A 22,574-nucleotide genomic window follows, 5' to 3' on the forward strand; every position below is an offset into this window, starting at 1 on the left:
TTTGGCGAGGCAGCCGAGGCACACCACCCCAAGGCACGGCCCCGATCAGCACTCTTGAAAAATCGAGCGAGCGCTCGCTTTATATCTCTGCCGCCGATCTTGTGCAACAACGATCAGCGTCGCAAACGATAGGACAGCCGGGTATGAGCAGCTTGCGGGAATTCCAGGGACGCCACGATCTGTCGATGGAGGCGCTGTGCGCGCGCATCCTGGAACGCCATGCCGCGACCATCCGGGTGAAGAAGCCGGCGGTCGCCATCGCCAACCTCGCACGGATCGTCGAAACCACCCTGACCCTGGCGAACCGCAAGGGCTTCCACTCCACCAGCCTGCGCGACCTGACCGAACTGTCGGGGCTGAGCATGGGCGCGCTCTACGCCTATTTCGACAGCAAGGACACGCTGCTGATGATGATCCTGGGTCAGGTCGTCGGCGTGGTGGAGGAGGTGCTGGGCCACCTGCCGGACGGGCTGGCGAACGACCCGGCCGCCCGGCTACGCTGGCTGCTGCGCACCCACCTGTTCCTGACCGAGACCATGCATCCCTGGTTCGTCTTCGCCTATATGGAGGCGAAGGCCTTTCCCAAGGAGGGCCGCGACCTTGCCGTCACCAGCGAGATGATGACGGAGGGCATGATCGCCGACGCGCTGGCCGACGGCGTCGCGCGCGGCCTGTTCGCGGTTCCAGACGTGACGATGGCCGCCGCGCTCATCAAGCCGATGCTGCAGGACTGGTACGTCAAACGCGCCAAGCACCGCCGCCGCGGCATCACGCCCGACCTCTATGCCGAGCAGCTGATCGCCTTCGTCGAGGCGGCGGTGGGGCTGAGGCGGGCTTAAGCGGTCGTCACCTGATCGCGCAGCACCCGCTTGGTCACCTTGCCGTTGGCGTTGCGCGGCAGCGCGTCGCCCAGCAGGGTGACGTAATCGGGCACCTTGTATTCGGCGAGATTGGCGCGGCAGAAGTCGCGCACGTCGTCGGCGGTCAGGCTGCCGGACTTGGAAATCACGAAGACATGGATCTTCTCGCCCAGCACCGGATCGGGATGGGCGACCACCGCCGCCTCGACCACGTCGGCATGACGGACCAGCAGGTTCTCGACCTCCACGCTGTAGATCTTGTGGCCGCCCCGGTTGATGACGTCGTTCTTGCGGTCGTAGAGCCGCAGATAGCCCTGCCCGTCCAGCGCGCCGATGTCGCCGGACCGCCAATAGCCGTCGACGAAGCTGTCGCGGGTGGCGTCCTCGCGGTTCCAATAGCCGCGGATCGTCATCGGGCCACGGATCCAGACCTCCCCGCTCACCCCCGGCGGGCATTCGCGGCCCTGCTCGTCGATGATGCGCAGGTCGCCGCAGGGCACGCACATGCCGACGGAGTCCAGGCAGGCGCGGGTGTGACAGATGGGAACCACGCTGATGATGGTGGCGCATTCGGTGGAGCCGTAGGCGTTCAGCAAATGCAGGTCGGGCAGCCGCTCCGCCATCGCCTCCACCGTCGCTTCGGGCATCGGCGCACCGCCGAAACCGCCGATCCGCCAGGATGACAGGTCGTAACGGCTGAAATCGGCGCGCAGCAGGCAGAGATTGTACATGGCCGGCACCAGCACGGTGGTGGTCATGCGCTCCCGGCTCGCCAGATCCAGGAAACCGGCGACGTCGAAGGCCGGCATCATCACGGTGCAGCCGGCGACGCGGATCATCGCCATGATGACGGCGACCAGCCCGGTGACATGGGAGGCCGGAACCGCCAGCACCGCCCGTTCGCCCTCGCGATAGTCCCAGCATTCCTCGAAATGCATGGCGGAGTGGATGATGTTCACGTGGGCCAGCAGCGCGCCCTTCGGCTTGCCGGTGGTGCCGGAGGTGTAGAGGATGACGGCAGTGTCCTCCTCCCGCTGCGGTTCCGCGGAGTCCGGAAGCGGGGCGTCGGTTTCCAGCAACTCTTCAAACGGGCGGCAGCCCTCCGCCGCGCCGCCGGCGGAGAAGCGCGAGACGAGCGACGGCACCTCCGCTGCGTCGGGCATGCGGTCGGCAAGCGCTGCGTCATGGATCAGAATCGAGGCGCCGCAGTCGTTCAGGATGCCGGCGATGCCCGGCCGCTGTTCCCGCGCGCTGACCGGCACCGCGACGATGCCGGCGCGGGCCGCCGCCAGCAGGGCGATCAGGAATTCCGCGCGGTTGCTGAGCACCAGCGCCATGCGGTCGCCCGGCCGGGCGCCTTGCGCCAGCAGGGCCGCGGCGGCGCGCGTCACCTGCGCGTCCAGTTGCCCATAGCTGTAGCGCCGCTCGCCATCCACCAGCGCCTCGCCATCCGGCCGGCGGGCGACGGCGGCGCGGAGCATGGCGTCGATGGTGGATGGACGCTCGCTGTAGCATGGTACGAGGCGCGTGCCGAAAAGCAGTTCGCGCCGTTTGGGAACGCCGATTCCGTCCGGCCAGGCCATGCCCTTCCTCCCTGACGATCTTATTGGAATGTATGGCGGGTTCAGGTGCCGCGGTTGCGGTTCGTCGCATGTCCGCAGGCACCGCCCTTGTCGCACCGCCCTTGTCGGTGTCGCAGGAACTATGTCATTCTATGAACTGAGTGTCAAACAGTGGCACCATCAGCGCAGCGAACATTGTGCCCCGCCACGAGCGGAACAGACGCTTTGCGCACCCATCCCCAATTCCGCATTTCACCAAAGAGCAGGCGCAAGACGCCGGCCGATCGGGAGGAAACCGATGTCGACACCCCATTATGTGACCCTTGCCGATGGACAGATGCGCGTCTGGCGCAGCGGCTCGGGACCGGATCTGCTGGTCCTGCCCGGCCTGATCGAAGCGGCGTCCGTATGCGCCGACAGGCTGGCAAGCGCCCTGCCCGGTTGGACGATCACCGCGCTCGATCTTCCGGGAACCGGCGGATCCGTCACCTGCTGGGCGGAGGACATCGCCGGGCTGGCCCGCCTGATCGCCGAGGCCGCCGGCCGGCTCGGTCTGCCCGCCTGTCCGCTGCTCGCCTTCGACCTTGCGGCACCGCTGGCGCGTGCGTTGCCCGAGGCTGGGTGGCGGCCGGACGGGCTGCTTCTGGTCAACGCCGCCACGGCGGAGGGATGGAACGAGCGCGGGCTGCATCCTGCCCCGCTGGCGCCCCGCGCGGACGGAACCCATCTGGCGGTGCTGTGGGCGCATCTGCGTGACGCCCATGTTCTGGAACCGCGCGACGCCAGCCATCCGGCCAAAGCCGGTTCCCCCCTGCCCGCCCCCGCCGAGCTGGACGCGATGCTGCGCAGCGCCGCAGGAGCACCGACGCGCTACGAGGCGCTGTGGTCCATCTGCCTGAACGCCATGCGGAGCATTTCAAACTCCGCCGGCGGGGCGGTTCGGGTCGAGGGGCTGGAAGAGGTTGCCGCTCATCTCGCGCCGATGGCCGCCGGCCGAAAGCCCGCCGGGCCGCTGCCGCCGACGCGGCCCTTCGCCGATCCGCTGCGGGTCTGGCACGATTACGCCGACACGCCCGCCGGCCGGGTCCATCTGCGCCGCGCCGGGCGCGGCCGGCCGCTGCTGGCCTTCCAGTCGGCGCCAGGGTCGTCGGCACCGCTGCTGCCGCTGCTGCATGGGCTGGCGCCGGAACGCGAGGTCATCGCCCCCGACTATCTCGGCAACGGCGACTCCGACAAGCCGGAGCGTGCGGTGGATATCGGCGTGCTGGCCGACGACATGCTGGCGCTGGCCGATGCGCTTGGTCTGGAGAGCTTCGACCTGTGGGGAACCCACACCGGTGCCCTGGTGGCGCTGGACCTGACCGTGCGCCATCCCGACCGGATCGGCCGCGCCGTGCTTGAGGCGCCGGTGCTGATCCCCGCCGACTTCAGCGCCGACATCCTCGACCATTATTTCCCGCCGCTGGCCGCCGACCGCTGGGGGCTGCATCTGCTGCAGGCCTGGAACATGCGGCGCGACATGTTCCTGTTCTGGCCGTGGTACCGGCAGGAGCGTGCCGCCGCCCGCGCCATCGGCGTTCCCGACGCGGCGGTGCTGCATGACTGGACCATGGGGCTGCTGGCGAGCGGCGGGCATTACGACCGCTCCTACCGCGCCGCCTTCCGCTACGACACGCGGGCTGCCCTGGTGCGCCTGACCCGTCCCGCCCTGATCTGCGCCGGTCCGGCCGACATGCTGGTCGAGGGGCTGGCGGAGGCGCGGACACTCGCCCCGGCCGGCACGGAGGTCATGCCGACCCCCGCCACCGTCTGGTATCCCGGCCAAGGTGACGAGGCGGTGCGGGAGACCATCGGCTGCTACGCCGCCTTCCTCACCGGAGAGCTGACAACCGCGAATCCGCGCCCGGTGTCATAGGCCGACACCGTGGCCGCCCCGCCTCAGCCGCCTATAGCGGATTGGGCGCGGGCGGCGCGGTGCAACGGCGGGGCCGACAGGGAATAAAGGTTGGCCGAGATCTCCCGCACGGCCTCGCGTGTCTCGTCCAGGAAATTGGGCTGGCCGTTGCGGATGATGTGGGGGGTCAGGCCGGTCAGGCTGACCGCGGCCACCAGCCGGCCATCGGGATCGAACAGCGGCATGGCGATGGCGGCCAGCCCCTCGATCACGTCGTCGACCGCCACCGACCACCCGCGCTCGCGCACCTCCTCCAACTCCTTCGCCAGCTGACGCGGGTCGGTGGTGGTGTGGGGGGTGAGGCGCGTGGTTCCGCGCGCCAGCACGCGGGCGACCTCCGCCTCCGGCAGGTAGGCCAGCAGCACGCGCGGCGCGGCGCCGCAATTCATCGGCAACTGCCCGCCGACGATCCACCAGCGCACCTCCACCGAGCGGTCGCTGTGGAACTGGTCGAGGCAGACCGCCGATCCGTCATGATAGACCGACAGGAACACGGTGCTGCCGGTGGTTTTCGCCAGCCGCGACAGGATGGTGGAGGCGATCTGGCGCAGGTCGCGGCGTTCCGGCACCGCCCCCGCCAGCTTCAGGATCTCCAGACCCAGGCTGTATTTCTGGCTCTGCGCGTCGAAGGCGGCGAAGCCGTCCTGCACCAGCGTCAGAAGGATGCGCCGCGCCGTCCCCTTGTCGAGCTTCGCCGCGCTCGCGACCTCCGTCAGGGTCAGGGTCGGGCCTTCCTGATAGAAGCTGCGCAGCACGGCCAAAGCCCGCGATACCGCGCGGACGCTGAGACCATTCTTTTCCGTGCCCTGGTTGTCGTCCTGTTCGGTGTCCATACGCTCAAGCCCCTTATGGATGTCCCGCATCTCGAGTCCAGGCGGAAGCCCTGCTGCCCGGCACAGCCGACGGAGGGTGGCGGAACCGCCCTCATCCCGTCGCGGTAGCAGCGCGCTGGCTAGCATTGAAGGCCTGCGCCGACTTGCGCAACCCCTTTCCACCATCTCTGACGCAGTCCACCGTCCGTGTCAAACAGTGACACCATTTTTGCCTGTTGACACGATCATGTGCAAATGGTTTCCTTGCCAAACAAACAGAACAAGCGCGCCCCATCGCCGTCGCGAATGGCAGGCGCCCCATGCTCCGGCCCGCCGTTGTCCCCCGTTTTTCCGGACCGGCCGCCGGCTTCCTGCACGAGGGGAGGACAATGCACACCATCGCCCTGGGGGCGTTCACGGTCACGCGGATCGAGGAAATGCTGACGCCGGGTTTCGATCCCGGCTTCCTGTTTCCGGCCTATGACGAGGCGATCCTGACCCGGAACCCCGAACTGGCCGAACCGAATTTCCTCGATCCGGCGTCACGGCGCCTGATGTCGAGCATGCATTCCTGGCTGATCCGCACCGACCGCCATGTGATCCTGGTCGATACCGGCTGCGGCAACCACAAGGAGCGCCGCACGCCGGGCTTCGAGCGCTTCCACATGTTGGACAAGCCCTATCTGCGCAACCTCGCGGCAGCGGGCGTGCAGCCGGAGGACGTGACTCTGGTCATCAACACCCATCTGCACATCGACCATGTCGGCTGGAACACCCAGCTGGTCGACGGGCGCTGGGTGCCGACCTTCCCCAATGCCCGCTACATCTACGGCGCGCAGGAGTTCAAGCACTGGCGCAGCCCGGAAGGCGGGCTGATCGGCATGCCGGGCAACGGCCCGGTGATGGAGGACAGCGTCCTGCCGGTTTGGGAAGCCGGACAGGTGGAGCTGATCGAGGACGGCGACAGCATCCTCGACGGTCTGTCGGTGGAACTGGCGCCCGGCCATACCGCCGGCCAGATGTTCGTCCGGCTGGAGTCGGACCGGCACGCCGCCTACTTCACCGGCGACTGTCTGCACCAGCCGATGCAGGTGGCGCGCCCCGACTGGAACAGCCGTTTCTGCGAGGATCAGGCGCAGGCGGTGGCGACCCGCCGCCGGCTGCTGGACCATGCCGCCGACCGCGGCGCCCTGGTCTTCCCCGCCCATTTCGGCGCTCCCCACACCGGCTATGTGCGCCGGACGGGCGAGAATTTCCGGTTCGAGCCGCTCGCGGCCTGATCAAAATCAGAGGGACATCCCATGAGCATTGCCGCCCTCGACGGCCCGGCCACACTGATCGACACCCTGCGCACGGCGCTTGGGCCCGACGGCCTGCTGGATGACGAGAAGAGCCGCAACTTCTACGCCAACGACGTGTTCTGGCAGCCGGGCATCGCGCCGCTCGCCATCGCCCTGCCGCGCGACCGCGACGCGGTCGCCGCCACCGTGCGCGCCGCCCATGAGGCCGGTGTGGCGGTGGTGCCGCGCGGCGGCGGCATGTCCTACACCAAGGGCTATCTGCCCGAAGGCCCGAACTCGGTCGTCATCGACAGCCGCCGGCTGAACCGCATCCTCGACCTGAACACCGACAGCCTCTATGTGACGGTGGAGACCGGCTGCACCTGGGCCGCGCTGAACGAGGCGCTGGAGGGAACCGGCCTGCGCACCGGCTATTGGGGACCGCTGTCGGGCATCAACGCCACCATCGGCGGCGCCCTGTCGCAGAACAGCGCCTTCTTCGGCTCCGCTCTGCACGGCACCGTCGCGGAGAGCGTGCTGGGCGTCACCGTGGTGCTGGCCGACGGGCGCGTCGTCACCACCGGATCGGGCGGGCGTGTCGGCACCAAGCCCTTCACCCGCTCCGGCGGTCCCGACCTGACCGGCCTGTTCCTGGGCGACAACGGCGCGATGGGCTTCAAGGTGGCGGCGACGCTGCGCCTGCACCGCCGGCCGGAGCATTCCGACTTCCTGTCCTTCGGCTTCACCACCATGCAGGCGATGGCCGCCGCGCAGGTGGAGATGGCGCGGGCGCGCTGCGTGTCGGAAGGTTTCGGCATCGACCGCACCAAGGTCGAGCATTCGGCCAGCGTCAACAAGCTGTCGGACGGGCTGAAGACTCTGGGCAACGTGGCGAAGGCCGGCAAGTCGCTGTTCCAGGGCGCCAAGGAAGCGCTGAGCGTCGCCACCGCCGGCACCGCCTTCCTCAAGGACCACAACTTCACCCTCCATCTGGTGATTGAGGGACGTAGCGAGACCCAGCTGCGCGAGGCGATGCAGACGGTACGCGAGATCGGCGCCCGCCACGGCAAGGAGATCGAGAACAGCGTACCGAAGGTCATGCGCTCCAAGCCCTTCGGACCGGTGCGCGGCATGCTGGGGCGCGAGGGCCAGCGCTGGGTCCCGATCCACGCCATCTTCCCGCTGGGCGACGCCGACAAGGTGGTCGCCGCCAACGACGCCTTCTTCGCGGAGAAGCGCGGCTTCATGGAACAGCACGGCATCATCTATTCGGTGATGACCATGACGGTCGGCAACGACTTCTTCCTGGAGCCGGCCTTCTACTGGACCGACGAGATCACGCCGCTGCACGCCGCCAGCCTGGGCGAGGACGTGGTGAAGCCCTGGCGCGACCGCCCGGCCAACCCGGCGGCGCGCAACGCGGTGGCGGAACTGCGCCGCGCGACGCAGGAGCTTTATTGCAGCCTCGGCGGCGTCAGTTGGCAGGTCGCCCGCGACTATCCGTTCCGCGAGATCATGACCCCCGAAACCTGGTCGCTGCTGGAGGGCGTCAAGCGCGCCGTCGATCCGCAGGGGCTGATGAATCCCGGCTCCCTCGGCCTCGGCCGCTGAGGACCGGGAGCGGAGACATCCACGCCATGGGCTACACCATCACCGAGAAGATCCTGGCACGCGCGGCGGGGCTGCCCGCCGTCCGCGCCGGACAGGACATCAAGGCGAAGCCGGACTTCGTGCTGGCCTACGACTTCCCCGGCTACACCGACGTCTATTTCAAGACGATGAAGGAGGATTTCGGCATCGAGCGGGTGGCCGAGCCGGAACGCTTCGGCATCTTCATCGACCACATGGTGCCGACCGCCACCGCCAAGGAAGAAGAGCTGCACATCAACACACGCACCTGGTGCGCGGAGAACAATGTGCCGCTGTTCGAACGGCACGGCATCGGCCATCAGGTGGCAGCGGAGGTCGGCTATGCGACGCCGGGCGCCTTCGTCGTCCATTTCGACGGCCATGTCAGCCAGCTCGGCACCTTCGGCACGCTCGCCATCGGTCTGCGCCGCAACGTGATGGAGGCCTTCGTCAGCGACACCGTGTCGATCCGCGTGCCCGACACCGTGCGGGTGAACCTGCGCGGCAGTTTGCGGCCCGGCGTGATGGCGCGCGACGTCTTCCACCATCTGGTGCGCCGGCTGGGGCCGAGTTCCTGCCGCTTCCAGGTTCTGGAACTTGGCGGGCCGTCGGTGGCGGCGATGTCGACGGAGGGGCTGCAGACCATCACCGGGCTCGCCATGTTCACCGGCGCGCTGACCGCCATCGTCAATCCCGATCCGGTGCGGCTCGACTACGCCCTGCCCCGCGCGCGGAAGAAACTGGAGCCGGTGTCGAGCGATCCGGACGCCCATTATTCCGCCGTTCACGACATCGATCTGTCGAACCTGGAACCGATCGTCGTCGCCCCGCCGACCCCGGCGGACACACGCGACCTGACCGAGTTCCTCGGGCTGGAGATCAACGCCGGCTATCTCGGCTCCTGCGCGTCGGGCCGGCTGGAGGATCTGCGGGCGGCGGCCAAGGTGCTGGAAGGCCGGCGGGTCAAGACCGGCGTCTCCCTGCACATCGTGCCGACCAGCCAGGAGCTGATGGCGGCGGCGGCGCGCGAGGGTCTGGTCTCCACGCTGGTGGAGGCCGGCGCCTTCGTCTCCTCCCCCAGTTGCGACTATTGCTTCGGCCGCATCGCGACGATGACGGCGGGCCAGCGCGCGGTGTCCACCGGCACGCTGAACGTCCGCGGCCGGATGGGCAGCCCGGATTCGGAAATCTACCTCTGCAACGCGGCGGTGGTCGCCGCCTCCGCCATCGAAGGCCGGATCGCCGATCCGCGCCCGTACCTGTGAGGCCGGCGATGAGCGAAGCCACACTTCAGATGCCGGTGATGAAGGGCCGCGTCGCCTTCATCTTCGACGAGATCAACTTCGACGTCGACCAGATCGTCGGCGTCAAGAACATCAAGATCACCGACGTGGCCGAACTGGCGCAACTCGCCATGCAGGCCTACGACCCGGATTTCGCCAAGTCGGTGCGGCCGGGCGACCTGCTGGTCGGTGCCGACAATTTCGGCTACGGCCACCCGCACTACCCGCCGATGAAGGCGATGCGCCATCTCGGCATCACCGGGGTGATCGCGGAGTCCTTCTCCCCCGGCTATTGGCGCGGCGAGGTCAGCATGGGCTTCCCGCAGGTCAGCTGTCCCGGGATCCTCGGCTTCGTCCGGCGCTGGGACGAGATCGAGGTCGACTGGGCGGCGGGCGTGGTCCGCAACCACACCCAAGGCACCGAAATTCCCTATGAGCCGCTGCCGCAGGCGGATGCCGAGATGATCGAGGCCGGCGGCCTCGTCCCCTTCCTGAAGCGGCAGGCGGCCCAGCAACGCGAACAGAAGGACCATGCCCATGTCTCGGGGACCTGATTTCCGCAACCGCATCCTGGCGCAGAAGACCGTCTGGTCCGCCGGCGCCTATGACGCCCTGTCCGCTCGCTTCATCGAGGCGGCCGGCTTCGACGCGCTGATGACCTCGGGCTTTGGTGTCTCGGCCTCCTTCCTCGGCCAGCCGGATGCCGAGCTGTACACCATGTCGGAAAACCTGACGGTGGTCCGCAACGTGGTGTCGGCGGTCAATGTCCCGGTCATCGCCGACATCGACACTGGATACGGCAACGCCATCAACGTGATGCGCACAATCCGCGAGTTCGAGGCGTCGGGCGTCTCCGCCGTCATCATGGAGGATCAGGTGGCGCCCAAGCGCTGCCCGATCTGCGTCGGCGGGGTCGAGGTGATCCCGATGGACGAGGGCGTCGCCAAAATTCAGGCGGCGGTCGAGGCCCGGCGCGATCCCAACATGCTGATCATCGCCCGCACCGACGTGGTCGATCCGGCTGCCGCGATGGAGCGCGGGCGCGCCTATGTCGCCGCCGGCGCCGACATGATCCAGCCGATCAGCAAGTGCTTCAAGGACATCGAGGGCTTGCGCGCCATGCGCGAAGCGGTCGGCGTGCCGCTGTCGCTGCAGCTTCTCGGCTGGCTGGAAAAGCTGTCGGCCGACGAGGTCGAGGAAGTGGCCGGCATGGCGACCTACGCGCTGGTGCCGCTGATGACCGTCGCCTCGGCGCTCAAGGAAAATCTGGCGGCATTGGCGGAGCGCCGCTCCACCCGCGACCTGCCGCGGCCGGTGACCGACCACAACAGCTTCATCGACTTCATCGGCTTCCCGCAGATCGAGGAACTGCAGAAGCGCTACCTGAAAACCGCCTGACGATCCTTTGCCGGCGCGCACCACCCGCCGGGGCCAAGGGCCAATCAAAAGACGACCAATCCACGGAGGAACCCCATGTTCGGTAGGCGCACTCTCCTTGCCGCTGCGGCCACCCTGGCCCTGGCCATTCCCGTCGCCGGCATCACCACCGGCGCTCAGGCACAGCAGCCCCCGGTCCGCATCGCCCTGATCGGGCCGATGAGCGGCACCGGCGCCTTCGAAGGCCAGCTCGGCCTGGAAGGCGCGCAGGCGATGGCGGCGGTCATCAACGCCAAGGGCGGCGTCGCCGGCGGCCGCAAGATCGAGCTGCTGACCTACGACGACAAGGGGTCCCCCGAGGACGGCGTCAGCGCCGCCAAGCGGGCGATGGAGCAGGACAACGTCGACATGATCATCGGCGGCTGGTTCAGCGCCGTCGCCCTGTCGATGAAGGAAGTGACGCGCGACAAGATCATCACCGTCATGACCAGCTCCCAGCACCCGAAGGTGACGGAGGAGGGACACAAGTACCTGTTCCGCCTGAACGCCACCTCGGCGATGATGTCGGAGTTCTATTCGAAGGCGATTTGCGACCGCATCAAGCCCAAGTCCATCGCCTTCATGAACGTCAACGACGACTGGGGCCGGCTGGAGCTGGAGAACTACACCAAGCTGCTGACCGCCTGCGGGATCGAGGTGAAGGGGCACGAGTTCTACAACCGCACCGACACCGACTTCACCACCGCGCTGACCAAGCTGAAGTCGCTGAACGCCGACGCGATCTATGTCGCGGCGATCAATACCTCGCAGGGTGCGACGATCTACCGGCAGATCAAGCAGACCGGCTATCGCGGCAAGGTCATCGCGTCGGCCGGCAACATGAACCCGAAGCTGGTCGAGCTGTCCGGCAACTCGCTGGAGCAGGTCTATTCGGCCTCTCCCTTCACCGCGGACGGCAGCGCCCCGTCGCTGAAGCCGTGGCTGGCGGAATACAGCAAGGACTACAAGAACGATCCGTCCTTCATCGCCGCGCTCGGCGCCCAGGCTGTTCAGGTTCTGGCCTTCGGCATCGACGCCGCCGGCGGTGACCCGCGCGCCTACGACAAGATCGCCGCAGCCCTGAAGTCGCAGACGGTCCCGACCGTGATGGGGGAGCTGCACTTCTCCGACAAGGGGCAGGCGAGCCAGGCGATCCATCTGGTACAGGTCCAGAAGAAGCAGATCGTCAGCGTCCGGGACTGAGCGGCCGGTAGCGAAAAGCCCTCTCCCCCTTCTTCCCCCTCTCCCCCCGGGGAGAGGGTCGGGATGAGGGGGATGCATTGTGTGGATTCTAGGTAAAGGGCCGCCACGCTCCCCCCTCACCCTAACCCTCTCCCCAGGGGGGAGAGGGAACAGCTGCCGCCTCCCCGACAGGAAGAATCGACATGGATTTCACCGTCTTCGCCCAGCAGATCGCGAACGGCCTGGTCAACGGGATGGCCTATGTGCTCATCGCCACCGGGCTGACGCTGGTCTTCGGGGTGCTGCGCATCGTGAATTTCGCCCATGGCGAGTTCTATATGCTCGGCGCCTACATCACTTATTTCGTCGGTACCCTGCTCGGGCTCGACTATATCGCTGCGGCGGCGATCTCGGCCGTGGTGGTGGCGGGGCTCGGCGTCGTCGCCAACAAGCTGATCTTCTGGCCGCTGCGCCGCGATCACGAGTTCACCATCCTGCTGTCCAGCCTGGGTCTGGCCCTGCTGATTGCCAACGGCGGCGAGCTGCTGTTCGGCGCCGACCCGAAATATGTCGAGAGCCCCTTCGCCGACGAGGTGCTGGACATCGGCACCGTGACGCTGACCCAGCAGCGCGTGCTGGTCTTCGCCGCCGCGGTGGTGGCGCTGATCGCGGTCTATCTGTTCATCCGCTATTCGCGCTTCGGCAAGATGATGCGGGCGACGGCGCAGAATCCGGACGGCGCGGCGCTGACCGGCATCAACATCGGGCTGGTCCACACCTACACCTTCGCGCTGGCCTGCGGGCTGGCGGCGCTGTCGGGTGCGCTGGTCGGTCCCACCGTGATGATCTTCCCGACCATCGGCAACTGGGCGGTGCTGAAGGGCTTCATCGTCGTCATCATGGGCGGTCTGGGCAGCGTCACCGGCGCCCTGTTCGCCGGCCTGCTGCTGGGCGTCATCGAATCGCTGGGCGGCGGCTACATCTCCCTCGGCTTCATGGAGGCGATCGGCTACGCGATGATCATCGCGGTCCTGCTGTGGCGCCCCAACGGCCTGTTCAGCACGGCGCGGGGTCTGCGATGAACACCAACTCCCACGGTCAAACCCTGGCCATCGCCGGCGGCGTCGCCGCTCTGGCGGTCCTGCCCTTCCTCGCCGGCAACGCCTATCTGGAACATCTGCTGGTGCTGTGGATGCTGTATGCGCTGCTGGCGCTCAGCCTCAACATCGTCATCGGCTATCTCGGCGAACTCACCTTCGGCCATGCCGCCTTCGTCGGCGTCGGCGCCTACACCTCCGCCATCCTCAGCACACAGCTCGGCCTGCCGCCGCTGCTGGGGCTGCCGCTGGCCGGGCTGGTGGCGGCGGCGTTCGGTCTGGTGATCGGCTATGCCGCTCTGCGGGTGGTCGGTCCGCAGTTCGCCATCCTGACTCTGGGCTTCGGCGCCATCCTGTTCACCATCACCAACCATTGGGTGGACCTGACGCGCGGGCCCATGGGCATCACCGACATCCCGCCGATGGCGATCGGCCCGCTGGCCTTCGACAGCGCCCGCCCGACCTATTATCTGGTGCTGGCGCTGGTGCTGGCGACCGCCTGGCTCTGCCACGCTCTGGTCGGCAGCCGCACCGGACGAGCCTTCCTGGCGGTGCGGGAGAATGCGCCGCTCGCCGCCTCGCTCGGCATCAACGTCTTCCATACGAAGCTGCTGGGCTTCGTCGCCGCCACCGCAATCGCCGGCATCGGCGGCGCCATCTATGCCCACTACATCCGGGTCATCACCCCCGACATCATGGGCGTCCACAATGTCGCCGCCCTCATCATCGTCGTCATCATCGGCGGGCGCGGCACCATCCTGGGGCCGATCCTGGGGGCGCTGGTCTATATCGGCCTCTTGGAATCGCTGCGCGTCGCCGGCCCGCTGCGGATGGTCATCTTCGCGGCCCTGCTGACCGGCACCGTCGTGTTCCTGCCCGGCGGCTTGGTCAGCCTGTGGCAGCGCTGGCGCAATGCCCACAAGTCGGAGAACACCCAGCCGGCGGCGCCTACCGGCCTGCCCAGCACCGAGGGAGGTGCGAAATGAACGCCGCCAACGCAGGCGAGATCCTCGCCGTCAGCAACCTGACCCGCATCTTCGGCGGCCTGACCGCGGTCCGCGACGTCACCATGTCGGTGCAGGCCGGTGAGGTGGTTGGGCTGATCGGACCGAACGGCGCCGGCAAGACGACGCTGTTCAACATGCTCGGCGGCTCGCTGCCGCCGTCGTCGGGCAGCATCCGCTTCGCAGGCACCGACTGCACCGGCGCGCCGTCGCACGTCATGGGCCAGCGCGGCGTGTCGCGCACCTTCCAGATCACCAGCCTGTTCCCCAGCCTGACGGCGCTCGACAATGTGCGCAGCGCCGCCTACCGCACGACGCGGACCGGCTGGGGCGCCGCCATCCTGCGCAATGCCGCCTACCGGCGGGAAGAGGCGGAACTGCGGCGCAAGGCCATGGAGATCCTGGCCTTCTGCGATCTCGACCACCGGGCCGACACGCTGGCCGACGCCATGTCCTACGGCGAGCAGCGCCGGCTGGAGATCGCCATCGCGCTGGCCGCCGAGCCGCGCCTGCTGCTGCTGGACGAGCCGGCCGCCGGCATGAACCCGGAAGAGGGCCAGCGGCTGGTCGAGATGATCCGCCGCATCCGCGCCCGCGGCGTCACCGTGCTGCTGGTGGAGCATCACATGCGGGTGGTCGCCAGCGTCTGCGACCGGCTGGTGGTGCTGGACCATGGGGTGAAGATCGCCGAAGGGGCGCCGGCACAGGTGCTGAACGATCCGGAAGTGATCCGCGTGTATCTGGGACGGGAGCCGGTCGATGCTTAAGGTCGAAGGTCTGAAGGTCCGCTACGGCCACCGCGAGGCGGTCCACAATGTGTCCCTGACCGTGGAGGAAGGGGAGTTGGTCACGCTGGTCGGCTCCAACGGTGCCGGCAAGACGACGACGCTGAAGGCGATCTCCGCCCTGCTGCGGCCGAGCGGCGGGACGATCACCTTCGACGGCGAGCGCATCGACCGGCTGGCGCCGCATCAGGTGATCGAACGCGGTCTGGTCCATGTGCCGGAAGGCCGCCAGCTTTTCCCCGAGATGACGGTGCTGGAGCATCTGGAACTGGGCGCGCTGCGCGGCCGGCCGGGCAGCATGGGCTTCGCCGAGCGGCTGCGCTGGGTCTACGAGCTGTTCCCCATCCTGGCCGAACGCCGCACCCAGAAGGCCGGCACGATGAGCGGCGGGCAGCAGCAGCTCGTCGCCTTCGGCCGCGGCCTGATGGCCAACCCGAAATGCCTGATGCTGGACGAGCCGACGCTGGGGCTGGCGCCGATCATCGTCGACACGCTGGCCGACACCATCAAGAACCTGCACGGTGCCGGCATCACCATCCTGCTGGTCGAACAGCGGGTGGATTTGGCGCTGCGTCTGGCCGACCGCGCCTATGTGCTGGAGACCGGGCGGGTGGTGATGGAGGATTCGGCCAAGACCCTGCTGGCCGATCCGCGCATCAAGACCGCCTATCTCGGGCTGTGACGGCGATGTCCGGCATGGAGGTGGTGGAGCGGGCACGGGCGATCCTCGGGTCGGCGCATGTGCTGGTCGATCCGGCGGACATGGCGCCCTTCCTGGCGGACTGGCGCGGGCGCTACCGTGGCGCCGCGCTGGCGGTGGTCCGCCCGGCCGATGCGGCGCAGGTGGCGGCCATCGTCCGGCTGTGCGGCGAGACGGGCACGCCGCTGGTGCCGCAGGGCGGCAACACCGGGGTGGTCGGCGGCGCCATACCCGATAGCACCGGCCGCAGCCTCGTGCTCTGCCTGTCGCGCCTGAACCGCGTCCGCGAGGTCGATCCCATCGGCGACAGCCTGACGGTGGAGGCCGGCTGCACCCTGGCCGCGGTTCAGGCCGCCGCCGAGGAGGCCGGCCGGCTGTTCCCGATGAGCCTGGGCAGCGAAGGCAGCTGCCAGATCGGCGGCACCATCGCCACCAACGCCGGCGGCACCGCCGTCCTGCGCTATGGCCCGATGCGCGACCTCGTGCTGGGACTTGAGGTGGTTCTGCCCGACGGCACGCTGTGGAATGGGCTGCGCGCGCTCCGCAAGGACAACACCGGCTATGCCCTGAAACACCTGTTCATCGGGGCGGAGGGCACGCTGGGCATCGTCACCGCGGCGACGCTGAAGCTGTTTCCCCGCCCGCAGAGCGTCGGCACCGGTTTCCTCGCCCTGCCCTCGCTGGACGCGGCCCTGCAGGTGTTCGCCCGGCTGCGCGGCGCGCTGGGCGACCGGGTGACCACGGCGGAAATCCTGTCGGAGGCGCAGCTTGCCTCGGTGCTGACCCATGTGCCCGGCACCGTCAGGCCGCTCGGCACCGTCATGCCCTGGTATCTGCTGGTCGAAATCACCGATCCCATGCAGGGGGTGGATCTTACCGAAAGGCTTGAAGACCTCTTGGGAACCGGCCTGGAGGACGGCAGCATCACCGACGCCGCCGTGGCCCGCAGCCACGCCCAGGCCGAGGCGATGTGGAAGCTGCGCCACAGCGTGTCGGAGGCCAACCGCAAGAGCGGCATCGTCATCGGCCACGACACCGCGGTGCCCGTCGCCCGCATCCCCGCCTTCGTCACCCGCGCCACCGCGGCCATCGCGGCGGTGCGGCCCGATGCCCGCGTGGTGGCGGTGGGCCATATCGGCGACGGCAACATCCATCTGGTCGCCATCCTGCCGGAAAGCCTCCGAGCCTCCGCCGAACCGCTGGACCGCATCGCCCACGCGGTCAGCGCCGCGGTCCACCGTGAAGCCATCGAACTCGGCGGCACCATCAGCGCCGAGCATGGCATCGGCCAGAGCATGCGCGACGCGCTCGCCGCCTTCAAGGGACCGGCGGAGATGGCGCTGATGCAGGGCATCAAGCGCCTGTTCGATCCGCAAGGACTGATGAATCCGGGCAAGGTGGTGGCGGCCGACCCGCGCTGAGTGGTCAGGCAATGGCCGTAATGACATGCGCCTGGATCTTGCCGTCGATCGGACCGTCGCCGAAATGCCGGGCGACGGCCTCGGCGGCGAGGTCCGTCACTTCGTCGAGACGGCCGGCATCCCGCGCCTCGATCTCAAGGCGCAGGGGCGTTCCCTTGCAGAATCCGATCGCGGGATCGGCGGGCGACGCCGCCCGGCTGCGAAGGGTCACGGTCTCGATCCGGATATCGGCGAATCCTGCCTCGCGAAGCTCGTCGCGGATCTGCTCCTTGTCGTAATAGCCGTGGGGCGTGCGCGCGACGAAGCGGGGCGGGTCGTCCGGAAAGGCCGCCGCGACGGCGGCATCCACGACGGCAGTGACCTCGTTTTCCTCGATGCGGTCCCACACGCTGAACAGGAAGCGGCCGCCCGGCTTCAGCACCCGACGCGCTTCGGCGAAACCCGCCGGCTTGTCCGGGAAGAACATCGCGCCGAACTGGCAGACGACCGTATCGAAGCCGGCATTCTCGAACGGCAGGCTCATGGCGTTTGCCTGCCGCCACGTCACCTGCGGCGCGTCGAGCTTTTGCGCCGCGTGGTCGAGCATCGGCTGGTTGAGGTCGGTCGCGACGATGTCGATGCTGGGCGGCAGGGTCCGGACCAGGGCGCGCGTCACGATCCCGGTTCCGGCCGCGGTTTCCAGAATCCGACCCTCCATCCCTTCAAGCCGGGCGGCCAGATCGCGCGCATAGGGCTCGAAGATGAGCGGGCCGAGATAGCGGTCATAAAGCGCCGGGATCGCCCCCGCGAATGCCTTGTCGATCTCGGCCATGACGCCCCCCATTTCCGCATGTGGGATTGAAAAGCTTATTCCCCGGCGATGGCACATGCGACAGCCCTTTGGAGGGCGGGAGCAATCTCGTTGGTTCTCCTGATCGACGAAATCGCGACGACGAAGCCTCCCGGACTTGTGCGGTGTCGCACAACTCCGGGAGGCTTGAAGTCTTCACCAAGAAAGCAGCGATCAGCGGTCCGACTTGGTGAAGAGCCGCAAAGCCAGCGCGGCGGCCGAGGCGGCGGTGGCGACGGCGACCACGCCGTTCCAGCCCCAGGCGGCCAGAGCCTGACTGCCCAGCGTGGCGCCGGCGGCCATGCCGATGAACATGCCGACCATCAGCACCGCGTTCAGGCGGCTGCGGGCGGCCGGGTCGATGCCGTAGACGATGGTCTGGTGGGCGATCAGCGAAGCCTGGACGCCCAGGTCGAAGCCGATGGCGCTCGCCACCAGCAGCCACAGGCGGGCACCCTCGGGCAGCAGCGGCGACAGCGCCATGGCGGCGAAGGAAACCACGGCCAGACCGGCGCCCAGCCGGGTCATCATGGCCGGGCCGCGGCGGTCGGCGATGCGGCCGGAGATCGGCGCCACCAGCGCACCCGCCGCGCCGGCCAGACCGAAGGCACCCGCGGCGGCGGCACCCAGATGGAACGGCGCGCCATGCAGCATCACCGCCAGCGTCGACCAGAAGGCGCTGAAGCCCAGCGACAGCAGGCCCTGCGCGATGGCCGCCCGGCGCAGCCCCGGATGGTTGCCCCACAGCGTGACCAGCGACCCCAGCAACTCGCCATATCCCAGATCGGTAGTCGGCGTGAAGCGCGGCAGCCCGCGCCACAGGGCGGCCCCCAGCAGGGCGATGCTGCCGGCGGCGGCGACGAACACGGCGCGCCAGCCGAACTGCTCGGCGATGATGCCGCTGACCACCCGCGACAGCAGGATGCCCAGCAGCAGCCCGGTCATCACCGTGCCGACCACCCGTCCGCGATGTTCGGCCGGCGCCAGCGTCGCGGCGGCGGGCACGATGTCCTGCGCCAGCGTCGCCGACAGGCCCATCACCAGGCTCGCCGCCAAGAGCCCGCCGATAGAGGGCGCGAAGCCCGCCGCCAGCAGGGCCGCGACCAGGACCGCGACCTTCGCCAGGATGATGCGGCGGCGGTCGAAGCGGTCGCCCAGCGGCGCCAGCAGCAGGATGCCGAAGGCGTATCCCAGCTGCGTCAGCGTCGGCACCCAGCCAACCGTCCGGTCCGCCGCGCCGATGTCGGCGCCGAGAACGCCCAGCATGGGTTGGCTGTAATAGAGCGACGCCGCCGCCAGACCGGCGCCCGCCGCCAGCAGGAAAACCAGCGGCCGGCCGATCCCGGTGTCGCGCGCCGACGCCGAATTCATCGGCCCGGTCATTGTGGCGGTCATTGCGCTGGTATGCGCGGAGTGAATGGTTGACATCGGTCTATCCCCTCAAGGACGTGCGAGTGCGTGATTGATGGGGAGTATGGCGGCCGGTCTGATCGAACGGTAGCCGAACCAAGTGTAGATTTGCTATACGTTATACGTATGAGCGCCGATCTTTCCGCGGTCGGCAGCGACCGCATCGCCCTGCTTGAAACCTTCGTCCGCATCGTCGAGTCCGGCAGCCTGTCGGCCGCCGCGGCGCAGATGGGCAGCACCCAGCCGACGGTCAGCCGCCGGCTGCAACAGCTGGAGCGTCTGCTGGGCATCCGGCTGCTGCAACGCTCCACCCACCGGATGAACCTGACCGAGGACGGAACCCGCTGCTACGAGCGGGCCAAGGATCTGCTCGCGGGCTGGCAGATGCTGGAAAGCGACGTGCGCGGGGCCGACGACCAGCCGTCCGGCCATCTGCGGATCGTGGCGCCGCACGCCTTCGGGCAGCAGCAGTTGATCGGGCCGGTGGCGGATTACCTGCGCCGTTATCCGCGGATGACGGTGGAGTGGTTCCTGCACGACCGCATGCCGGACTTCATCGGCGAGGGCATCGACTGCGCCATCCGCGTCGGCGAGGTGGCCGACCCGTCGGTCGTCGCCCTGCGGCTGGCGGAGGTGCCGCGGATCGTCGTCGCCTCCCCCGACCTGCTCGGCGACCGGCCGCTGCCGCGGCATCCGGACGAGCTGGCGGAGCTGCCCTGGCTGGCGCTGCGCACCTTCTACCGGGACGAGGTGGAACTGACCCATGCCGGAACCGGCGAGACGGCCCGCTTCCCGATCCGGCCGCGCCTGTCGACCGACGGGCTGCAGGCGATCCGCAACGCGGCGATTCTCGGGCTGGGTGCCGCCATCGGCTCGCAATGGGCGCTGGTGGACGATCTGGCAGCGCGGCGGCTGGTGCAGCTGGCGCCGGAGTGGCGCGCGGCGACCCTGCCCGTCAGCCTGGTCTATCCGCCCTCCCGCCACCAGCCGGCCCGCCTGCGCCGCTTCATCGAGGTGATGCGCATCGCCGTGCCCCTCGCCTTCCGCGCGGTGCAGGCGCCATAGCGCAAGACGGCGACGGATTTGCTATGGTCGCCGCGACCTGTTCAGGAAGGCCGATGTTCATGCACGAGTATGTCCGCAAGATCCTCACCGCGCGCGTCTACGACGTCGCCATCGAAAGCCCGCTCGATCCGATGCCGCGGCTGTCGCAGCGCCTGAACAACATCGCGCTGCTGAAGCGCGAGGATTTGCAGCCCGTCTTCTCCTTCAAGCTGCGCGGCGCCTACAACAAGATGGTCGGCCTGTCGCCGGAGGCGCGGGAGCGCGGGGTGGTGTGCGCGTCGGCCGGCAACCATGCCCAGGGCGTGGCGCTGTCGGCGCAGAAGCTGGGCATCAAGGCGGTGATCGTCATGCCGCGCACGACGCCGGCCATCAAGGTCCAGGCGGTCAAGAGCCGCGGCGGCAAGGTCGTGCTGCATGGCGACGTCTTCGACGACGCCTATCTCCATGCACGCCAGATCGAGGCGGAGAAGGGGCTGACCTTCATCCACCCCTATGACGACCCCGACGTGATCGCCGGCCAGGGCACCGTCGGCATGGAGATCCTGCGACAGCACCCGCACCCGCTGGACGCCATCTTCGTGCAGATCGGCGGCGGCGGGCTGGCCGCCGGGGTGGCCGCCTACGTCAAGTTCCTGCGCCCCGACGTCAAAGTCATTGGCGTCGAGCCCGACGACGCGGCCAGCATGGGCGCGGCCATCGCGGCGGGCAAGCGGGTGCAACTCGATCAGGTCGGGCTGTTCGCCGACGGCGTCGCGGTCCGTCAGGTCGGATCCGAGACCTTCCGGCTGTGCAGCGAGCTGCTGGACGAGGTCATCACCGTCAACACCGACGAGATCTGCGCCGCCGTCAAGGACATCTTCGAGGACACCCGCGCCATCACCGAACCGTCGGGCGCGGTCGGTCTGGCGGGCCTCAAGAAATACGCGGAGCGCGAAGGGCTGCAGGGCAAGGGGCTGGTGGCGATCGGCAGCGGCGCCAACATGAACTTCGACCGGCTGCGCCACATCGCCGAACGGGCGGAGATCGGCGAACGGCGCGAGGCTCTGCTGGCCGTCACCATCCCGGAACGCCCCGGCGCCTACCGCCGATTCATCCAGGCGCTCGGCAAGCGGTCGATCACCGAGTTCAACTATCGCTATGCCGACGACCGCGAGGCGCAGATCTTCGTCGGCGTCCAACTGACCGAGGGCGACGCGGAAAAGCGCCAGATCATCGAGCTGCTGCGCGGCCTGGACTGTCCGGTTCTGGACATGAGCGACAACGAGATGGCGAAGCTCCATGTCCGCTACATGGTCGGCGGCCGGGTTCGCGGGCTGAAGGACGAGCTGCTCTACCGCTTCCAGTTCCCGGAACGGCCGGGGGCGCTGCTGAAGTTCCTGAATGGGCTGGCGCAGGACTGGAACATCTCGCTGTTCCACTACCGCAACCATGGCGCCGATTACGGGCGGGTGCTGGCCGGGATTCAGGTGCCCGAAAAGGATCGCGCGCGGTTCGGACGCTGCCTCGACGACCTCGGATACCCGTATTGGGACGAGAGCGGCAACCCGGCCTACCGGCTGTTCCTGGCCGAACCGCAGCCAAGCTGATCGAAGCGGCGGCCAGACTTGACCCGGACCATCGTTGCAGTAAGCCTGAGCCTAAATCCGTCATGAGGAAAGATTACACAATGTCGAACACTGCCTCCAAAACCGCAATCGTCACCGGCGCCACCTCCGGATTCGGCGATGCCATCGCCCGGCGGCTGGTCGCGGAAGGCTGGCGGATCGTCGCCACCGGTCGGCGCCAGGACCGGCTGGATGCGCTGGTCGAGGCGCTGGGCGGGCCGGCGGTGGTCCACCCGCTGTGCTTCGACATCCGCGACGAGGAGGCGACCCGCACCGCGCTGGAGTCGCTGCCGCAGGAGTTCGCCGACATCTCCGTCCTGGTCAACAATGCCGGTCTGGCGCTCGGCACCGCGGCGGCGCAGGACTGCGACCTGGAACAGTGGCGGACGATGATCGACACCAACGTCACCGGGCTGGTGACGATCACCCGGCTGCTGCTGGCCCGGCTGATCGCCCAGCGCGGGCTGATCGTCAATCTCGCCTCCGTCGCCTCCAACTGGCCCTATCCCGGCGGCAACGTCTATGGCGGCACCAAGGCCTTCGTCCGGCAGTTCTCGCTCGGCCTGCGCAGCGACCTGTCGGCCCAGGGGGTGCGCGTGACCTCCATCGAGCCCGGTCTGGCGGAAAGCGAATTCACCCTGGTGCGCACCGGCGGCAACAAGGACGCCTACGACGCGCTCT

Annotated in this window: 20 protein-coding genes; 16 read left to right on the forward strand and 4 right to left on the reverse strand. The window is 68.4% G+C overall.

The features are described from left to right. Positions 1 to 143: 143 nt before the first annotated feature. The gene (locus M5E06_RS27755) at positions 144 to 839 is read left to right on the forward strand and encodes a TetR/AcrR family transcriptional regulator (RefSeq protein WP_252141008.1); all 696 of its coding nucleotides are present in this window, start codon (positions 144 to 146) and stop codon (positions 837 to 839) included. On the opposite strand, the gene M5E06_RS27760 is transcribed toward M5E06_RS27755, so the two are convergent. After that, positions 836 to 2,443, reverse strand: coding sequence for a class I adenylate-forming enzyme family protein (locus tag M5E06_RS27760; protein ID WP_252141009.1), 1,608 nt, complete (start codon positions 2,441 to 2,443; stop codon positions 836 to 838). The two genes, M5E06_RS27755 and M5E06_RS27760, sit on opposite strands and share 4 nt — an antisense overlap. Positions 2,444 to 2,720: 277 nt before the next feature. Here M5E06_RS27760 and M5E06_RS27765 point away from each other — a divergent pair, with 277 nt between their 5' ends. Next, positions 2,721 to 4,337 (forward strand): alpha/beta fold hydrolase, encoded by a 1,617-nt coding sequence (locus tag M5E06_RS27765; RefSeq protein WP_252141010.1) that lies wholly within the window; start codon positions 2,721 to 2,723, stop codon positions 4,335 to 4,337. Positions 4,338 to 4,360: 23 nt separating this feature from the next. Here M5E06_RS27765 and M5E06_RS27770 read toward each other — a convergent pair whose 3' ends face one another. Further along, the gene (locus M5E06_RS27770; protein ID WP_252141011.1) at positions 4,361 to 5,209 is read right to left on the reverse strand and encodes an IclR family transcriptional regulator; all 849 of its coding nucleotides are present in this window, start codon (positions 5,207 to 5,209) and stop codon (positions 4,361 to 4,363) included. 368 nt (positions 5,210 to 5,577) lie between these two features. Between M5E06_RS27770 and M5E06_RS27775 the strand changes: the two genes are divergently transcribed. The 11 genes from M5E06_RS27775 (at position 5,578) to M5E06_RS27825 (ending at position 16,985) form a co-directional block, all read left to right on the forward strand. Then, positions 5,578 to 6,468 carry an MBL fold metallo-hydrolase gene (locus M5E06_RS27775; RefSeq protein ID WP_252141012.1) on the forward strand — a complete coding sequence of 297 codons (891 nt, stop codon included), beginning with the start codon at positions 5,578 to 5,580 and terminating at the stop codon, positions 6,466 to 6,468. A 21-nt stretch (positions 6,469 to 6,489) separates the two neighbouring features. Beyond that, positions 6,490 to 8,079, forward strand: a complete 1,590-nt coding sequence (locus M5E06_RS27780) for an FAD-binding oxidoreductase (protein WP_252141013.1) — start codon at positions 6,490 to 6,492, stop codon at positions 8,077 to 8,079. 26 nt (positions 8,080 to 8,105) lie between these two features. Beyond that, complete coding sequence (locus M5E06_RS27785; protein WP_252141014.1) at positions 8,106 to 9,362, forward strand: 3-isopropylmalate dehydratase large subunit; 1,257 nt, start codon at positions 8,106 to 8,108, stop codon at positions 9,360 to 9,362. An 8-nt stretch (positions 9,363 to 9,370) separates the two neighbouring features. Then, entirely contained in the window at positions 9,371 to 9,934 is a 564-nt protein-coding gene (locus tag M5E06_RS27790; RefSeq protein WP_252141015.1) for a 3-isopropylmalate dehydratase small subunit, read from the forward strand. Beyond that, complete coding sequence (locus tag M5E06_RS27795) at positions 9,918 to 10,778, forward strand: isocitrate lyase/PEP mutase family protein (protein ID WP_252141016.1); 861 nt, start codon at positions 9,918 to 9,920, stop codon at positions 10,776 to 10,778. The genes M5E06_RS27790 and M5E06_RS27795 overlap by 17 nt, the downstream gene beginning before the upstream one ends. 75 nt (positions 10,779 to 10,853) lie before the next feature. Continuing rightward, positions 10,854 to 11,999 (forward strand): ABC transporter substrate-binding protein, encoded by a 1,146-nt coding sequence (locus M5E06_RS27800; RefSeq protein WP_252141017.1) that lies wholly within the window; start codon positions 10,854 to 10,856, stop codon positions 11,997 to 11,999. Positions 12,000 to 12,181: 182 nt separating this feature from the next. After that, a complete protein-coding gene (locus tag M5E06_RS27805; RefSeq protein ID WP_109073187.1) occupies positions 12,182 to 13,060 on the forward strand; it encodes a branched-chain amino acid ABC transporter permease in 879 nt (292 codons plus the stop codon). Further along, a complete protein-coding gene (locus M5E06_RS27810) occupies positions 13,057 to 14,061 on the forward strand; it encodes a branched-chain amino acid ABC transporter permease (protein ID WP_109073188.1) in 1,005 nt (334 codons plus the stop codon). The genes M5E06_RS27805 and M5E06_RS27810 overlap by 4 nt, the downstream gene beginning before the upstream one ends. Next, complete coding sequence (locus M5E06_RS27815; RefSeq protein ID WP_252141018.1) at positions 14,058 to 14,846, forward strand: ABC transporter ATP-binding protein; 789 nt, start codon at positions 14,058 to 14,060, stop codon at positions 14,844 to 14,846. Before M5E06_RS27810 ends, M5E06_RS27815 begins: the two co-directional genes overlap by 4 nt. Beyond that, a complete protein-coding gene (locus M5E06_RS27820; RefSeq protein WP_109073190.1) occupies positions 14,839 to 15,546 on the forward strand; it encodes an ABC transporter ATP-binding protein in 708 nt (235 codons plus the stop codon). The genes M5E06_RS27815 and M5E06_RS27820 overlap by 8 nt, the downstream gene beginning before the upstream one ends. 5 nt (positions 15,547 to 15,551) lie before the next feature. After that, positions 15,552 to 16,985, forward strand: coding sequence for an FAD-binding oxidoreductase (locus M5E06_RS27825; RefSeq protein WP_252141019.1), 1,434 nt, complete (start codon positions 15,552 to 15,554; stop codon positions 16,983 to 16,985). A gap of 4 nt (positions 16,986 to 16,989) precedes the next feature. On the opposite strand, the gene M5E06_RS27830 is transcribed toward M5E06_RS27825, so the two are convergent. Together M5E06_RS27830 and M5E06_RS27835 are read right to left on the reverse strand one after the other, a co-directional pair. Continuing rightward, on the reverse strand, positions 16,990 to 17,796 hold the full coding sequence (locus tag M5E06_RS27830) for a class I SAM-dependent methyltransferase (protein ID WP_252141020.1): 807 nt from the start codon (positions 17,794 to 17,796) through the stop codon (positions 16,990 to 16,992). A gap of 192 nt (positions 17,797 to 17,988) precedes the next feature. Further along, positions 17,989 to 19,209 carry an MFS transporter gene (locus M5E06_RS27835; protein WP_252141021.1) on the reverse strand — a complete coding sequence of 407 codons (1,221 nt, stop codon included), beginning with the start codon at positions 19,207 to 19,209 and terminating at the stop codon, positions 17,989 to 17,991. Positions 19,210 to 19,350: 141 nt separating this feature from the next. Between M5E06_RS27835 and M5E06_RS27840 the strand changes: the two genes are divergently transcribed. The 3 genes from M5E06_RS27840 to M5E06_RS27850 all read left to right on the forward strand — a co-directional run. Beyond that, positions 19,351 to 20,289, forward strand: coding sequence for a LysR family transcriptional regulator (locus tag M5E06_RS27840; protein ID WP_252141022.1), 939 nt, complete (start codon positions 19,351 to 19,353; stop codon positions 20,287 to 20,289). A gap of 23 nt (positions 20,290 to 20,312) precedes the next feature. Then, positions 20,313 to 21,875, forward strand: coding sequence for a threonine ammonia-lyase, biosynthetic (gene ilvA, locus M5E06_RS27845; RefSeq protein WP_286208990.1), 1,563 nt, complete (start codon positions 20,313 to 20,315; stop codon positions 21,873 to 21,875). Between the two features lie 80 nt (positions 21,876 to 21,955). Further along, positions 21,956 to 22,574: SDR family NAD(P)-dependent oxidoreductase (locus tag M5E06_RS27850; RefSeq protein ID WP_252141023.1), on the forward strand; the 619-nt coding region annotated here is incomplete at its 3' end.

This window comes from Azospirillum sp. A1-3 (assembly GCF_023806445.1).
GTDB lineage: Bacteria > Pseudomonadota > Alphaproteobacteria > Azospirillales > Azospirillaceae > Azospirillum.

Bases quoted from the DNA above. Each gene is read 5' to 3' on its own strand.
- M5E06_RS27755 (WP_252141008.1), top strand. From the start codon at position 144: ATGAGCAGCTTGCGGGAATTCCAGGGACGCCACGATCTGTCGATGGAG.
- M5E06_RS27760 (WP_252141009.1), bottom strand. From the start codon at position 2,443: ATGGCCTGGCCGGACGGAATCGGCGTTCCCAAACGGCGCGAACTGCTT.
- M5E06_RS27765 (WP_252141010.1), top strand. From the start codon at position 2,721: ATGTCGACACCCCATTATGTGACCCTTGCCGATGGACAGATGCGCGTC.
- M5E06_RS27770 (WP_252141011.1), bottom strand. From the start codon at position 5,209: ATGGACACCGAACAGGACGACAACCAGGGCACGGAAAAGAATGGTCTC.
- M5E06_RS27775 (WP_252141012.1), top strand. From the start codon at position 5,578: ATGCACACCATCGCCCTGGGGGCGTTCACGGTCACGCGGATCGAGGAA.
- M5E06_RS27780 (WP_252141013.1), top strand. From the start codon at position 6,490: ATGAGCATTGCCGCCCTCGACGGCCCGGCCACACTGATCGACACCCTG.
- M5E06_RS27785 (WP_252141014.1), top strand. From the start codon at position 8,106: ATGGGCTACACCATCACCGAGAAGATCCTGGCACGCGCGGCGGGGCTG.
- M5E06_RS27790 (WP_252141015.1), top strand. From the start codon at position 9,371: ATGAGCGAAGCCACACTTCAGATGCCGGTGATGAAGGGCCGCGTCGCC.
- M5E06_RS27795 (WP_252141016.1), top strand. From the start codon at position 9,918: ATGTCTCGGGGACCTGATTTCCGCAACCGCATCCTGGCGCAGAAGACC.
- M5E06_RS27800 (WP_252141017.1), top strand. From the start codon at position 10,854: ATGTTCGGTAGGCGCACTCTCCTTGCCGCTGCGGCCACCCTGGCCCTG.
- M5E06_RS27805 (WP_109073187.1), top strand. From the start codon at position 12,182: ATGGATTTCACCGTCTTCGCCCAGCAGATCGCGAACGGCCTGGTCAAC.
- M5E06_RS27810 (WP_109073188.1), top strand. From the start codon at position 13,057: ATGAACACCAACTCCCACGGTCAAACCCTGGCCATCGCCGGCGGCGTC.
- M5E06_RS27815 (WP_252141018.1), top strand. From the start codon at position 14,058: ATGAACGCCGCCAACGCAGGCGAGATCCTCGCCGTCAGCAACCTGACC.
- M5E06_RS27820 (WP_109073190.1), top strand. From the start codon at position 14,839: ATGCTTAAGGTCGAAGGTCTGAAGGTCCGCTACGGCCACCGCGAGGCG.
- M5E06_RS27825 (WP_252141019.1), top strand. From the start codon at position 15,552: ATGTCCGGCATGGAGGTGGTGGAGCGGGCACGGGCGATCCTCGGGTCG.
- M5E06_RS27830 (WP_252141020.1), bottom strand. From the start codon at position 17,796: ATGGCCGAGATCGACAAGGCATTCGCGGGGGCGATCCCGGCGCTTTAT.
- M5E06_RS27835 (WP_252141021.1), bottom strand. From the start codon at position 19,209: ATGACCGCCACAATGACCGGGCCGATGAATTCGGCGTCGGCGCGCGAC.
- M5E06_RS27840 (WP_252141022.1), top strand. From the start codon at position 19,351: ATGAGCGCCGATCTTTCCGCGGTCGGCAGCGACCGCATCGCCCTGCTT.
- ilvA (WP_286208990.1), top strand. From the start codon at position 20,313: ATGGTCGCCGCGACCTGTTCAGGAAGGCCGATGTTCATGCACGAGTAT.